15 protein-coding genes and 1 tRNA gene are annotated in these 12,706 nt (G+C 68.5%); 6 read left to right on the top strand and 10 right to left on the bottom strand.

Annotated elements, in window-relative coordinates; genetic code table 11:
* Window positions 1-246: ferredoxin FdxA (fdxA, locus tag RMO01_RS02635; RefSeq protein WP_309627494.1), on the bottom strand; the 246-nt coding region annotated here is incomplete at its 3' end.
* 186 nt (window positions 247-432) lie between these two features.
* On the opposite strand from fdxA, the gene RMO01_RS02630 reads away from it, so the two are divergent.
* The gene (locus tag RMO01_RS02630; protein ID WP_309627493.1) at window positions 433-1,062 is read left to right on the top strand and encodes a YceI family protein; all 630 of its coding nucleotides are present in this window, start codon (window positions 433-435) and stop codon (window positions 1,060-1,062) included.
* 12 nt (window positions 1,063-1,074) lie between these two features.
* Here RMO01_RS02630 and RMO01_RS02625 read toward each other — a convergent pair whose 3' ends face one another.
* The 4 genes from RMO01_RS02625 to RMO01_RS02605 form a co-directional block, all read right to left on the bottom strand.
* Window positions 1,075-1,392: an RNA-binding S4 domain-containing protein gene (locus RMO01_RS02625; RefSeq protein ID WP_309627492.1), complete on the bottom strand. Its 318-nt coding sequence runs from the start codon at window positions 1,390-1,392 to the stop codon at window positions 1,075-1,077.
* 151 nt (window positions 1,393-1,543) lie between these two features.
* The gene (locus RMO01_RS02620; RefSeq protein WP_309627491.1) at window positions 1,544-4,024 is read right to left on the bottom strand and encodes a helicase-related protein; all 2,481 of its coding nucleotides are present in this window, start codon (window positions 4,022-4,024) and stop codon (window positions 1,544-1,546) included.
* 180 nt (window positions 4,025-4,204) lie between these two features.
* Window positions 4,205-4,819: a 2-hydroxychromene-2-carboxylate isomerase gene (locus tag RMO01_RS02610; protein ID WP_309627490.1), complete on the bottom strand. Its 615-nt coding sequence runs from the start codon at window positions 4,817-4,819 to the stop codon at window positions 4,205-4,207.
* Entirely contained in the window at window positions 4,816-5,550 is a 735-nt protein-coding gene (locus RMO01_RS02605) for an SDR family NAD(P)-dependent oxidoreductase (protein ID WP_309627489.1), read from the bottom strand. The genes RMO01_RS02610 and RMO01_RS02605 overlap by 4 nt, the downstream gene beginning before the upstream one ends.
* Window positions 5,551-5,833: 283 nt before the next feature.
* Here RMO01_RS02605 and RMO01_RS02600 point away from each other — a divergent pair.
* A tRNA-Arg gene (locus RMO01_RS02600) sits at window positions 5,834-5,910 on the top strand.
* Window positions 5,911-5,923: 13 nt separating this feature from the next.
* On the opposite strand, the gene RMO01_RS02595 is transcribed toward RMO01_RS02600, so the two are convergent.
* Window positions 5,924-6,340 carry a DUF983 domain-containing protein gene (locus RMO01_RS02595; RefSeq protein ID WP_309627488.1) on the bottom strand — a complete coding sequence of 139 codons (417 nt, stop codon included), beginning with the start codon at window positions 6,338-6,340 and terminating at the stop codon, window positions 5,924-5,926.
* Window positions 6,341-6,410: 70 nt separating this feature from the next.
* Window positions 6,411-6,770: a hypothetical protein gene (locus tag RMO01_RS02590; RefSeq protein ID WP_309627487.1), complete on the bottom strand. Its 360-nt coding sequence runs from the start codon at window positions 6,768-6,770 to the stop codon at window positions 6,411-6,413.
* A gap of 114 nt (window positions 6,771-6,884) precedes the next feature.
* Here RMO01_RS02590 and RMO01_RS02585 point away from each other — a divergent pair, with 114 nt between their 5' ends.
* Complete coding sequence (locus RMO01_RS02585; protein ID WP_309627486.1) at window positions 6,885-9,800, top strand: hypothetical protein; 2,916 nt, start codon at window positions 6,885-6,887, stop codon at window positions 9,798-9,800.
* 12 nt (window positions 9,801-9,812) lie between these two features.
* Here RMO01_RS02585 and RMO01_RS02580 read toward each other — a convergent pair whose 3' ends face one another.
* The 3 genes from RMO01_RS02580 to RMO01_RS02570 form a co-directional block, all read right to left on the bottom strand.
* The gene (locus RMO01_RS02580; RefSeq protein WP_298162342.1) at window positions 9,813-10,091 is read right to left on the bottom strand and encodes an HU family DNA-binding protein; all 279 of its coding nucleotides are present in this window, start codon (window positions 10,089-10,091) and stop codon (window positions 9,813-9,815) included.
* Between the two features lie 117 nt (window positions 10,092-10,208).
* Window positions 10,209-11,009: a flagellar type III secretion system pore protein FliP gene (fliP, locus tag RMO01_RS02575; protein WP_309627497.1), complete on the bottom strand. Its 801-nt coding sequence runs from the start codon at window positions 11,007-11,009 to the stop codon at window positions 10,209-10,211.
* A 50-nt stretch (window positions 11,010-11,059) separates the two neighbouring features.
* On the bottom strand, window positions 11,060-11,329 hold the full coding sequence (locus RMO01_RS02570; RefSeq protein ID WP_309627485.1) for a flagellar biosynthetic protein FliO: 270 nt from the start codon (window positions 11,327-11,329) through the stop codon (window positions 11,060-11,062).
* A 121-nt stretch (window positions 11,330-11,450) separates the two neighbouring features.
* Between RMO01_RS02570 and RMO01_RS02565 the strand changes: the two genes are divergently transcribed.
* The 3 genes from RMO01_RS02565 (at window position 11,451) to RMO01_RS02555 (ending at window position 12,637) form a co-directional block, all read left to right on the top strand.
* On the top strand, window positions 11,451-11,867 hold the full coding sequence (locus RMO01_RS02565) for a flagellar biosynthesis protein FlgB (protein ID WP_309627484.1): 417 nt from the start codon (window positions 11,451-11,453) through the stop codon (window positions 11,865-11,867).
* 67 nt (window positions 11,868-11,934) lie between these two features.
* On the top strand, window positions 11,935-12,321 hold the full coding sequence (gene flgC / locus RMO01_RS02560) for a flagellar basal body rod protein FlgC (RefSeq protein WP_309627496.1): 387 nt from the start codon (window positions 11,935-11,937) through the stop codon (window positions 12,319-12,321).
* A 16-nt stretch (window positions 12,322-12,337) separates the two neighbouring features.
* Entirely contained in the window at window positions 12,338-12,637 is a 300-nt protein-coding gene (locus RMO01_RS02555) for a flagellar hook-basal body complex protein FliE (RefSeq protein ID WP_309627495.1), read from the top strand.
* Window positions 12,638-12,706: the final 69 nt, after the last annotated feature.

Raw genomic sequence — 12,706 nt, 5'->3', positions numbered from 1 at the left:
TGAAGTGATATTCGGCCATTCGGCGCTGTAAGTGGCGTTCAATTCAAGCCATTGTTCCAGACCGCTTTCGGTATCAGGCAAAATCGCTTCTGCGGGGCATTCAGGTTCGCAGACTCCGCAATCGATGCACTCACTGGGGTTAATGACGAGCATATTCTCGCCCTCGTAGAAGCAGTCGACCGGACAGACCTCGACGCAGTCCATGAACTTACATTTCACGCAGGCGTCGGTGACGATGTAGGTCATGGGCGGGCGGTAATCGGCATTTGAGAAGGGCGGGAGAGGCCCGGCAGATGACCCCGCGATGGTCCGCTGTCAACCAGAGCGAAGATCCGGGGGCGCTATCGCTTGTTTCTGCGGCAAGACGGCTTATTTGCATCAGTGACGATTGCAGTTAAGCGGTCGCCATCCCTGATCATTCGGAGTCCATCCATGCTGAACCGCCGCCTGCTCGCCCGCACCGCCGTCGCCGGAGCCCTGGTGCTCAGCCTTGTCGGCGGGGTCGTCACCGCCCAGACCGCCGCGACCCGCGTGCCCGCCGAGGTCCAGGCCGGGACCTACAAGCTTGATCCGGGCCACGGAAAGATCACCTGGAAGGTCAATCACCTTGGCTTCTCGACCTACGTCGGCCAGTTCATCAACGTCTCCGCCGACCTGACGCTGGATCCAGCCAATCCGTCGGCCTCGACCCTGACGGCCACCGTGCCGCTGGCCGACGTGGCCCCGAACGACGACGGGCTGAAAGCCCACCTGCAGACTCCGGACTTCTTCAATACGGCCGAGTTCCCGACCGCGACCTTCGTCGCGAAGTCGATCGTGGTTGACCGCGAGGACCAGACCGAGGCCGACGTGATCGGCGACCTGACCCTGCATGGCGTGACCCGCCCGGTGACGCTGGAGGTCCAGTTCAATCAGGCCGGTCCGTCGATGGGCAATACCTACAAGGTCGGTTTCGACGGCGAGACGACGATCCGTCGTTCGGACTTCGGCATGAGCTACGGCCTGCCCGCCATCGGCGACGAGGTCGAACTCCACATCGAAGGCGAGTTCGTCAAGCAGTAGGCTTGAAGACGCCTACCTCTCGGGACGCGGTCCCTCGCTGCTTGAGGCGAGGTCGTCCCCGAGGGGAAGATAGAGGGCGCGGGCCTCCGCCGGAGGTCCGCGCCGTTCGCCCAGCGCCTCGATCCGCACGGCTGTCACCCGGCCGTTCAGGGCGAAGGTCAGTTCGTCCCCGGGGTGGACACAGCGGCTGGGCTTGTCGAGCCGGGTCTGTTTGCCGTGATGGGTGAGTCGTACAGCGCCCCGCTCGACCAGATCGGCGGCCAGACCGCGGGTCTTGGCGAACCGGGCGCGCCACAGCCAGATATCGACGCGGACGCTGTCGGTGGTCATCGGCGGCGAAAGGCCGTCATTGCCGAACCGGAAAATCCGGGTCGAATGCCGTCATTGCGGAAACGGGAAACCGCCAAAATTACGGGCCTTGAACCGCAAACACCGCCAATCGGCAGGCCGGGACCGCATACCGGGCATTCGTCACGCGCGATCAAGACGGGGCCGTCTTCCGCCTCGGCCGTTTACGGCGCGCCGGCTGGGCGGGAGCTGTCAGCTCGGCCAGTTTGGCGAAGGGCGAATCCGGTCGGGCGACGACCGGTTTGCCCTCGCGGTCAGGCATCCGGGCGCGGACGGTCTTGAGGGCGGTCCAGATGACCTTGGCGTCGCCGGCGGTCCAGCCAAGCGATTTGAGGGCGTCGTCGGAAAGGGCGCCCTTGTTCTCCCGGCGCAGGTCTGAGGCGCGTTCCAGATCCTCGACCGGAACGGCCCAGCGGCCGGCGGCGCGCACGCCGAAGGCGGAGAGGGCGCGGGGCGACGGCGTTGGGAGGGGGAGGAGAGTCAGGCCCTCGGTCCTGGCGCGGAAGGACTCGGGGGCGGCGAAGGCCTGGGACAGGAGGCGGCCGCGCGGCTTCAGGACGCCGGGCAGCCAGACGGAATGGGTCCCGACGCGGATGGCGAAGGTCTTGATTGTCCGGCGCTCGACTTGGCTCAGGGCGGCGAGATCGCGCTCGACGTCGCGCCGGTCGATGACGCCGCCGGCCTCCAGCAGGCGGAAGGCGATGCCGCGTGGGAGGCCCTTCAGGGCGCCGGATTCCACTGCCTGTTTGAGGCGACGCAGGTCGCGCAGAGCCCGGCCCGCCTCGGACGCCAGCCAGGCCTCGATGCGGCGCTGGGCCCGGTCGCGCGCAGCCTGCGGCCCCAGATCTCCGATCAGGCGGACGCGGGGGCTGAAGGGTTCGGTGTTGATGATCTTCCCGGCCAGAGCGCCGGACCACAGGACATCGCCGTCCGGGGTGACAGAGAAGGCATCGTCGCCGTCGCTCGTCAGTTTGCCCAGGCGGCGCGCGATCTCCGGCCCGACGGCGCGCAGGGCGGCGGTCTTCAGGGTGCGGTCGGCCAGGGCCGAGCCCCCGGAGGCGACGGCGAACCGGACACCCTCGAGATGGCCGACGGCCTCGCCGTCCACAGTGACCACGCCGTCGTCGGCGACCTCGGCCATCGTATCCTCGCGGTCGTGCAGCGAGCGCATCAGGGCGGTGGTCTTGCGGTCGACGAAACGGGCGGTCAGGCGATCGTGCAGGACGTCGGACAGGCGGTCCTCGAGCGCGCGCGTGCGGTCGCGCCAGCCCTTGTTGCCCTCTAGCCAGTCCGGCCGGTTGGCGATGTAGGACAGGGTGCGCACGCCCGCGAGCCGGGCCGAGAGCTGGTCGATCTGGCCGTCGTCGCGGTCGACCTCGGCGAATCGGGGGGCGAACCAGTCGTCGGTCAGCCGGCCGCGCTTGCCGGTCAGGGCGTGGAAGACGTCGCGCGACAGGCGGACGTGCTCCTCGATCGTGGTCTTCTGGAAGTCGGGCAGCTGGCAGGCCTCCCACAGACGCATGATGGTCCCGCGCGAGCGGCCGATGCGCTTGACCTCGTCGTCCTGCATGGCGCGGCGGAGCAGGGTCTCGTCCAGCGCCTGACCCGTCAGTTTCAGGCCGTGGACGTTCGGCGTCTGGACCAGAGAGCGCAGCAGGTCAGGCAGGGTGTCGAAGTCGAGCCGGGCGTTGCGCCACTCGATCGCCTGGACCGGATCGAACCGGTGCTCGACCACCTGTTCGACCAGATCCTCGTCCAGCTCCTCGGCTTCCCCGGTGACCCCGAACGTGCCGTCGCGGATGTGGCGGCCGGCGCGTCCGGCGATCTGGGCGATCTCGTGGGCGTGGAGCCAGCGGGTGCGGCGGCCGTCGAACTTGCGCATCCCGGCGAAGGCGACATGGTCGACGTCCATGTTCAGACCCATGCCGATGGCGTCGGTAGCGACGAGGAAATCGACCTCGCCCGACTGGAACAGGCCGACCTGGGCGTTACGGGTGCGTGGGCTGAGCGAGCCCATGACCACGGCGGCGCCCCCGCGCTGGCGCCGGATCAGTTCGGCGATGGCGTAGACCTGCTCGGTCGAGAAGGCGACGATGGCGCTGCGGCGGGGCAGGCGGGTCAGCTTTTTTGACCCGGCCCAGGTCAGGTTCGACAGCCGCTCGCGGGTCACGATCTCCAGATCGGGGATCAGCCGCCGCATCAGGGGCGCCATGGTCGCGGCCCCAAGGAACATGGTCTCGAACCGGCCCCGGGCGTGCAGCAGGCGCTGGGTGAAGACGTGGCCGCGCTCCGGATCCGCGGCCAGCTGGATCTCGTCGATGGCGAGGAACTCGACCTCGCGCTCCAGCGGCATGGCCTCGACGGTGCAGACCCAGAAATGGGGTCGGGGCGGGATGATCTTTTCCTCGCCGGTGATCAGGGCGACGGCATTGGCGCCCCTCTGCTTGACGATCCGCTCGTAGATCTCGCGCGCCAGCAGGCGCAGCGGCAGGCCGATCATGCCCGAGGCGTGGCCCAGCATCCGCTCGACCGCCAGATGGGTCTTGCCGGTATTGGTGGGCCCCAACACCGCGACGACGCGGGAGGGAGCTTGGCCGGTGGCGCGGTCACTCATGGTCTGGATAAGGTGGCGATTCGGTCAGGGTTCCTCAAGCGGGACTGCAAAGTCCTCCCCCGTCGGGGGAGGGGGACCGCGAAGCGGTGGAGGGGGCCAACCCCGGACACCCTGTTTGCGGCGAGCCCCCTCCGTCACGTCGCGAAGCCGCTCCGCGCCACCTCCCCCAACGGGGGAGGATTAAGTCAGCAGCACCTCGATCTGACCCAGCCGTTCCTTGCCGAAGAACATCTCGTCGCCGACGAAGAAGGTGGGGGCTCCGAAGGCGCCGCGTTCGACGGCGGCGGCGGTGTTGTCGGCCAGTTTCGCCTTGACCGCATCGGTCTGGGCCAGGGCGATCAGCCGTTCGGCGTCGAGGCCGGCCTCGGTCAGGACCGAGGCGAGCACGGACGGGTCCCCCATCGGCAGGCCGCGCTCCCAGAAGCCGGCGAGGACCGCGTCCAGATAGCGGTCGAACTCGTCGCCGGGCGCGCAGGCGCACAGGCCCCGCATGGCCAGCAGGCTGTTGACCGGGAAGTGGGGGTTCATCTGGAAACCGGTGATCCCGTGGGCCGCGACGAAGCGGCGGATCTCCAGCATTTCGTAGTCAAGCTTGCCCCTGATCCCGGCGTAGGCGCTGAACGGCGCCTGGTTGCCTGTGGCCTTGAAGATCCCGCCCAGCAGGCAGGGGATGACGTTGACCGTCGCTCCGGTCCGCCCGACCAGCTCCGGCAGGGCGCGCTCGGCGAGGTAGGCGTTCAGGCTGGCGAAATCGAAGATGAAGTCGATGGTCTTTCCAGGCGAGGATTGGGTCACCAGTTTTCCTTCCAAGGGCGCAGATCCAGTTCGAACGTCCAGGCGCTGCGTTGCTGATTGTGCAGCCAGACGTAGTTCTTCGCGATCTCCTCGGGCTTGAGGATTGCATCCTCGTCCAGCAGGGTCTGTATGTCGGGGGCGATGGAGCGGGCGAAGGTCCCATCGATCATGCCGTCCACCACGACGTGGGCGACGTGGAGGCCCTGTGGTCCCAGCTCGCGGGCGAGGCTCTGGGCCAGCTGGCGCAGGGCCGCCTTGGCCCCGGCGAAGGCGGAGAAGCCCGCCCCGCCCCGGGTCGAGGCGGTGGCGCCGGTGAACAGGATCGAGCCCTTGCCGCGCGGCCCCATGACGCGGGCCGCCTCGCGTCCCGTGAAGAAGCCGGCCAGGGCCGCCATCTCCCAGACCTTGGAATAGACCTGGGCCGTGGTCTCGAGGACCGGGAAGCGGACGTTCGCGCCGATGTTGAACACCACGACCTGCAGCGGACCGACCTCGGCCTCGATCCGGTCGAACAGGGCGATCATCTCGGCCTCGTTCCGGGCGTCGACGCCAAAGGCGTGGGCCCGACCGCCGTCGGCGCGGATGGAGGCGGCGAGCGCTTCAAGCTGATCCAGATGACGGGGGCGGCGGGTGACGCAGACGGCCAGACCCTCGCGGGAGAAAGCGCGGGCGATGGCCGCTCCGACCCCGTCTCCGGCGCCGACGATCAGACAGGACGGTTTGGACGACATGACGACCTCCCGGGAGGAGAAGACCGTTTCATATCAAAACTAAGTCGTCAACGCGGGGGCGGGCGCCGAGGGAGGGCGGCGCTTAACGGCGGACGACAATGTGGTGGAACAGGCGCGAAACGAATCATGACCGAATCGGCGACATGGCCAGATTCGGGATTTGTTCACCCCAAGATATTGTATCTTAAGACCGATTAACCACAAACAGATTTCGGCAGGGCGCGGCGACTGACGCTCGACGGGTTTACGGAGCGGGGCCCAACCCGCTAGGGACAGCCCACGTGGCCCCGTAGCTCAGCCGGATAGAGCAAGGCTTTCCTAAAGCAGAGGTCGGGGGTTCGAGTCCCTCCGGGGTCGCCAGCCTCTTAGCCCGCTACCGCCACTTCGACCCTTCGCCGTGGCCGCCGATGCTCTCCCACTCGGGAGGGGCGGCCTTGTGGACGTATTGTTCGGAGACCAGCCAACCCTTGAAGGGGCGCAGGACCAGCAGACAGGCCGCTGCGATCAGGGGGAAGGTAAGGGCGAAATGGACCCAGATCGGCGGGTGGATCGTGAACTCGAAGGCCATGAAGGCCATCATGCCGAGGATGCCGATGGCCGACATGGCGAAGAAGGCCGGGCCGTCGGCGGGTTCGGCGAAACCGTAGTCGAGACCACAGGCCGGGCATGACGGGCGGATGGTCAGGTAGCCCTTGAGCAGAGGCCCCTCGCCACAGCGCGGGCATCGGCAGCGCAGACCGGTCGAAAGAGTCGACAGGCGGGGATAGGCGGGTTCGTGAGGGGTGGTCATGGTGGCTCCTGACCCCTCGCAGATGGGTGCGACAGGACCCGTACTCAAGGCGACGGATCGTCGCCGTTGATTACTCCGTCGGGCGCGCGGCGTTCCACAGGAAGATGAAATCACGATGCTCGGCCCAGGTCTGGCCGACGACATGGTCGCCCTCGAGGCAGGCGGAGGTGTGGTAGGGGCCGACGCCGTCGCTGGTGCGGAAGACGACGCACAGCCGACCATTCTGCCGGCGCCAGCGGCCCGCCTCGATATCCGACTGGTAGAAGTCGCCGGTTACCGTCCCGTCCTCGGCCAGGGTCAGATGCATCGGGCGAGTGTAGGGCTGGGCGGGGTCGACGCTGAGATCCACCGTCCACGCACCCGCCAGCTGCGCCGGATCGACGGGAGCGGCCTGAAGCAGGACGACGGCGACAAGTGCGTTGAGCGACATGGATTCCTCCTCCGAACGGGTCAGCCTCACACGCCGCATCCCACCCGGTCAAAAGCCGGATCGTCACACCCCGTTAACCGCGCCTAAAGGGCGATCACGCGAGTGTGCGCGCGAATGGCAGGCCCGCGCACCAGCACCGCGATCGGACGAACCACGGCGGCTCTCGGCGCCGCCGGGACGATCGCGCTCGCCCCGATCGCAGGCGCCGTCCTCCCCGCCTTCGCCCAGGAGGCTGCAGCCGCCCTGGACCCCATCACCATCCGCGTCGGCGCCAATGACGGCTTCACCCGGGTCGAGTTCGCGGGGATCGTCGGATCGCGCTCGCGAGTACGCCGGGACGGTCAGGTCGTCGTCGTGCGGATCGGCTCGACCGCCGCCCCGGACGTCAGCCGGCTGAAGGTCGATCCGCCGCCCGGAGTGGAGAAGGTCGAGACGCGCGCGGCGCTGGACGCCACCGAACTGGTCATCACCCTGGCCGAGGGGGCGGACGCCCGCACCGGCACCGACGACGGCGCGGTGTGGCTGAACCTCTATCCCGCAGGAGCAGCGCCCGCTGCCCCCGCGGGCGCCGCCGTGCCCGCGAGCGGCGCGGTGCCGGTCGTGGCGACGAAGACCGCCGAACAGGTCAGCCTGTCCTTCGGCTGGGGCGCGCCTGTCGGGGCCGCCGTCTTCCGCCGCGGGGACGCGGTCTGGGTCGTGTTCGACACCGCCGCCCGCATGGACATGTCGAAGGCGCGCGACCTCGGTCCCGCCGGCGAGGCGCGCTGGGCCGTGGGGCCCGACTATACCGCCGTCCGCATTTCCGCCCCGGCAGGCCTCGCGGTCTCGGCGGTCGGGGAGGGCGCGACCTGGAGGATCGTTATCGGCGGCCCGACCGCGGCGACGCAGAGTGTCCAGGTCGATCGCGACGACACGGCCGAGGCCAGCCTGGTCGCAAACATGGCCGGGGCGACCAGGACCGTCTGGTTGACCGACCCGATGGTCGGCGACCGGTTCGCGGCCGTCACGGCCCTGGCGCCCGGCAAGGGGTTCGCCGACGAGCGCCGCACGGTCGACCTGACCCTGTTGCCGACGGCCCAGGGCCTGGCGGTCGAGACCCCGACCGATGACCTGTCGATCAAGGCCGAGGGCGATCTGGTCACCCTGACACGGCCCGGCGGACTGACCTTGTCGCCGCCGTCGATGGCGCTCGAGGCGGCCGCGCCGCCCGAAGACCATGCGCCGCGAAAGGCCGAGTTTCCGGCCCTGATCCTCTCCGAATGGGCCGATCCGGGCGAGGAGGGCTTCTCTTCCCGCTATCGCAAACTTCAGGACGCGGCGGCGCAGGAATCCATCGCCGCCTCCGACAATCCGCGGGCGCCGATCGAGGCGCGGCTGGCCCTGACGCGTTTCCTGGTCGGATCCGGTCTGGGGTTCGAGGCCATCGGCGTGGTCAACTCGATGTTCGCCGAGACTCCGTCCCTGCAGGGCGAGCCGGAGCTGCGCGGCCTGCGCGGCGCCGCGCGCGCCTCCATCGGACGGCTGGAAGAGGCGACGCTGGACTTCTCGTCGGGCGCGCTCGCCGGCGACCCCTCGACCAAGGTCTGGCAGGGCTGGCTGGCCGCCGAACAGGGCGACTGGGAAGAGGCGCGGCGGTCCTTCGCGGGTGGGGCGGCCGCCATCGACGGCTTCCCGCCGGTCTGGCGCGCACGGTTCGGCGCGGCCCATGCCATGGCGGCGCTGGAGACCGGCGACCTGAACGCCGCAAAGTCTTTGCTGGCCTACAGCTTCTCGCAGGACGCGCCTGCCGCCGATCAGCTGACGGCCCGCCTCGTGCAGGCGCGGTTGTTCGAACTGGAAGGCGCCACCGACCGCGCGCTGGCCGTCTACAAGGCTGTCGGCCGCGCGCCGCTGGACGGGATCGCGACCCCGGCGAAGCTGGGCGTGATCCGCATCGAGCTGGCCAAGGGCACGATGACGCCGACGGCCGCCGCGGCCCAGCTCGAGCAGCTGAAGTGGCGCTGGCGCGGCGACGCGACCGAACTGTCGGTGATCCGCACCTTGGGCGGCCTGTATCTGTCGCAGGGCCGCTATCGGGAGGCGCTGGATACGCTGCGCGGCGCCGGTAAGCGGCTGGGCGACCTGCCTGGGGCGGTGGAGCTGCAGGCCGACCTGTCCAACGCCTTCCGCGCCCTCTTCCTCGACGGCGCCGCCGACGGGCTTCAGCCGGTGCAGGCCCTGGCCCTGTTCTACGACTTCCGAGACCTTACGCCCGTGGGCGCCGACGGGGACGAGATGGTGCGCCGTCTGGCCCGTCGTCTGGTCGACGTCGACCTGCTCGACCAGGCCGCCGAACTGCTGAAATACCAGGTGGATAACCGCCTCGAGGGCGTGGCCAAGGCCCAGGTCGCGACGACCCTGGCCACGGTCCTGCTGATGGATCGCCAGCCGGAGCCGGCTCTGCAGGCCCTGTGGTCGTCGCGCACAACGCTTCTGCCGACCGCCTTGAATGCGGAACGCAGGGCGCTGGAGGCCCGAGCCCTGATGGATCTGGGCCGCTACGACCATGCTCTGGAAACGCTCGACGACGACCGCAGCGCCGAGGCGCAACAGGTTCGGGCAGACATCTTCTGGAAGCAGGAAAACTGGGCGGGGGCGGCGGCGCTCTATGAAGCGCGACTGGGCGATCGCCATGCAAATACGGCCGCAGCCCTGACGCCGGACGAGGAGAGCCGTGTGATCCGGGCCGGCGTCGGTTATTCACTGGCGCGCGACACAGGCGCTCTGTCGCGACTGTCGCGGAACTATGCGCCGTTCAAGGACCGGGCGCGATCGGGGGCGGCGCTGAGGATCGCGCTCGACGGTCTGGATGGGATGGAGGGGGCGGCCAACGCCCAGGACTTCGCCGGATTGACCGCCGGCGCCGACACCTTCACCGGCTGGGTCAACCAGATGAAGACCCAGCTCAGAGAAAGAACGGGCGGGAATCGCGCTGCCGCGACGCCCGCCCGTCCGAGTGCTCCAGCCGCCGCGGCTCCCGCGGGCGGCTAACGGCCTGCAGTCTTACTTGTTGACCGCATCCTTGAGCGGCTTCGACACGCGGAAGCGCACGGCCTTGGAGGCGGCGATCTTGATGGTCGCGCCCGTCGCCGGGTTGCGGCCTTCGCGGGCGGCGCGGGCGGCCGTGTCGAAAACGCCCAGGTTGGAGATGCGGACATCGCCGCCGCCGGTCAGCGACGAGTGGATGTTCTTGACGATGGCTTCCAGCACGCGGCCGGCGTCGGCCTGCGAAACGCCCGCGTCCTTGGCGACGGCGGCGATGAGTTCAGCTTGAGTGGTCATTATGGGTCGTTTCCCGAAAAGCTCGCCCGTGATTCCGGGCGACGACGGGGGGATCAACACGCCTTTTGGGCGACTTGGCAAGCGCCAATGGCTCGCAAAGCCTTTGAGGGTGGGAACCTAGCCCGCCCCGGACGCCTGTCGGAAGCTCTCGACCAGGCTTCCCGCAACCAGTCTCCAGCCGTCGACGAGCACGAAAAAGATCAGCTTGAACGGGAGTGAAATCACCACTGGCGGCAGCATCATCATCCCCATGGACATGAGCACGCTCGCGACCACGAGATCGATCACAAGGAACGGAACGAAAAGGAGAAATCCGATTTCGAAGGCTTTCTTCAGCTCCGAGATCATGAAGCTTGGCACGATGACCCGGAGGGGAAGTTCCGCAGCCGTCGTCGGGGCCTCGATCCGGCTCAGTCGGGTGAACAGGGCGAGGTCCCCCTGGTCCACCTGGGCGAGCATGAAAGTCTTCACAGGTTCCGACGCCAGATCGAAGGCCTGAGGCAACTCCATCTGCTGATCCATCAGGGGTCGGATGCCCGAATCATAGGCGTCCTGCCACGTCGGAGCCATCACGATGGCGCTCAGAAAGAGGGCGAGAGACACCAGGACGGCGTTCGGCGGCGACTGCTGCATGCCCAGGGCCGTGCGCAGCAGGCTGAGCACCACGATTATGCGCACGAAGCTGGTGGTCATGATCACGATCGACGGCGCCAGCGACAGGACGGTCATCAGGCCGACCAGCTGGACGACCCGCTCGGTCAGGCCGGCGCCGGTGCCCAGATCCACGTTGATCGCCGCGCCCGCGCCTCCGGCGGCGGCCGCATCCTGGGCGAAGGCGGCGAGCGGCCACAGCAGGCAGAGGAGGGTGGTGATCGCGGAAAGCTTGAGCGCGTTCAGGAACTCCGCGCGGGTGGGCATGGCGAAGAGCTTCTCCCTCGCCCGGCGGTCAGGGGCGGCGACGGGGGGGCTCATTTCTCGACGCCCCTGGGCTCGATCAGCTCGCGACCCTCGCCCAGCAGGAGCAGCCGCTCCTCGTCGTCGATCCTGACCAGGACCAGACGGCGGGCGGGATCCAGCACCAGGGTCTCGACGACCTTCAGCCGCCGCTCGCCGCGCTCGGCGTTCAGCTTCGCCATGAGCTGCGGCGCATAGCGACGCGCGGCCCAGGCCGCCAGGCCGATCAGGCCCAGGGTGAAGGCGAGGCCGAAGATGGCGCGCGCGAGATCGAGGAAGTTCATTCTGGAAGGGCCCCGGCAGACGCGAGGACCTTTAACCAACGTGGTTAATGGCTCGTTTAGATAAGGCCTCGTTAACCATGCAGGCGGCATTTTATGCCTATCGCGAACGAGGACGATCCCGATGGGCGTCGCCGACATCCCACTTCTGAGCCAGATCAAGGGCCGCATGACCTGGCTGGACGAGCGCCAGCGTCTGATCGCCCAGAACGTCGCCAACTCCGATACGCCGGGCTACGTGGGCCGCGACCTGAGGGCGCCGACCGACTTCGCCGCCGCTCTGCGGGACGGGGGGGGGCTGCGCATGGTCCAGACCTCGGCCGGACATATGCCCATCGGCGGCCCGAACGGCGCGCCTGCGGCCCGTTTCACCTCGCAGGCCTCGCCGGATTCCGAAACCACGCTGGACGGCAATGCGGTGGTGGTCGAGGAGCAGATGCTGAAGATGGCCGAGAGCCGCATGGCCTATGACGCCGCGATCGGCCTCTACACCAAGTCGATGGCCATGATCGGCCTCGCGGCCAAGGTCCCGGGTCGATGAGCCGTAAGGGAAGCGCCGCGTGACCGACCCCATCAACGGCCGCAACGGCGCGCCGCGCAACAGCGCCATGGCGGTCGCAGCCTCCGCCCTGACGGCCCAGCAGTCGCGCATGCGGATCATCGCCGAGAACATCGCCAACGCCGATTCGACCGCCCCGACGGCAGGGGGCAACCCCTATCGTCGCCAGATCCCGGTGTTCGAGGCGCGTGGCATCGACGGGGCGACCGGCGTGTCCCTGGCCGAGGTGCGGCCGGACCAGAGCGACTTCCGCCGCGAGTACGACCCGACCCATCCGGCGGCCGACGGCGAGGGCTATGTCCTGCGGCCCAACGTCGACACCCTGATCGAGGCCATGGACATGCGCGAGGCGCAGCGGGCCTACGAAGCCAACCTGAACGTCATCGAGACGGCGCGGTCGATGGAAAGCCGCACCCTCGATATCCTGAAACGATAGGGCCTGACCGATGTCGATGAACCCGCTGATGGCGGCACGCGCCTACGCTCAGGCGCAGGGGACCGGCGGAGCGACGGCCGGCGCCGCAGTCGCGGGCGGGCCCGAGTTTTCGCAACTGCTGTCCAACGTCATGGGCGACATGACCCAGCAGACCCGCGTGGCCGAGGCCAACATGACCCAGGCAGTCCAGGGTCAGGGCTCGATGATCGACGTGGTCACCTCGATTTCCAGCGCCGAGGCCTCGCTGCAGACCGTCATCGCGGTGCGCGATCAGGTCATCTCGGCGTATCAGGAAATCATGCGGATGCCCATTTAAGGGGGGGATGGTGGTTGGTGGCTCGTGACCGGGCGCGCTACGGCCGTCTGACTTTTCTCAGCCAGCCGT

It is taken from the genome of Brevundimonas sp. (assembly GCF_031412435.1).
Classification (GTDB): domain Bacteria; phylum Pseudomonadota; class Alphaproteobacteria; order Caulobacterales; family Caulobacteraceae; genus Brevundimonas.
The sequence above is the reverse complement of the archived record's forward strand: the minus strand, read 5'-3'. Positions and strand labels throughout refer to the sequence as shown.

Coding starts and splice junctions, on each gene's coding strand:
- RMO01_RS02590 (WP_309627487.1), bottom strand. CDS start 6,770: ATGTCGCTCAACGCACTTGTCGCCGTCGTCCTGCTTCAGGCCGCTCCC.
- RMO01_RS02565 (WP_309627484.1), top strand. CDS start 11,451: ATGGGCGTCGCCGACATCCCACTTCTGAGCCAGATCAAGGGCCGCATG.
- flgC (WP_309627496.1), top strand. CDS start 11,935: ATGGCGGTCGCAGCCTCCGCCCTGACGGCCCAGCAGTCGCGCATGCGG.
- RMO01_RS02625 (WP_309627492.1), bottom strand. CDS start 1,392: ATGACCACCGACAGCGTCCGCGTCGATATCTGGCTGTGGCGCGCCCGG.
- RMO01_RS02605 (WP_309627489.1), bottom strand. CDS start 5,550: ATGTCGTCCAAACCGTCCTGTCTGATCGTCGGCGCCGGAGACGGGGTC.
- RMO01_RS02555 (WP_309627495.1), top strand. CDS start 12,338: ATGAACCCGCTGATGGCGGCACGCGCCTACGCTCAGGCGCAGGGGACC.
- RMO01_RS02570 (WP_309627485.1), bottom strand. CDS start 11,329: ATGAACTTCCTCGATCTCGCGCGCGCCATCTTCGGCCTCGCCTTCACC.
- RMO01_RS02595 (WP_309627488.1), bottom strand. CDS start 6,340: ATGACCACCCCTCACGAACCCGCCTATCCCCGCCTGTCGACTCTTTCG.
- RMO01_RS02620 (WP_309627491.1), bottom strand. CDS start 4,024: ATGAGTGACCGCGCCACCGGCCAAGCTCCCTCCCGCGTCGTCGCGGTG.
- RMO01_RS02630 (WP_309627493.1), top strand. CDS start 433: ATGCTGAACCGCCGCCTGCTCGCCCGCACCGCCGTCGCCGGAGCCCTG.
- RMO01_RS02580 (WP_298162342.1), bottom strand. CDS start 10,091: ATGACCACTCAAGCTGAACTCATCGCCGCCGTCGCCAAGGACGCGGGC.
- fliP (WP_309627497.1), bottom strand. CDS start 11,009: ATGCCCACCCGCGCGGAGTTCCTGAACGCGCTCAAGCTTTCCGCGATC.
- RMO01_RS02585 (WP_309627486.1), top strand. CDS start 6,885: ATGGCAGGCCCGCGCACCAGCACCGCGATCGGACGAACCACGGCGGCT.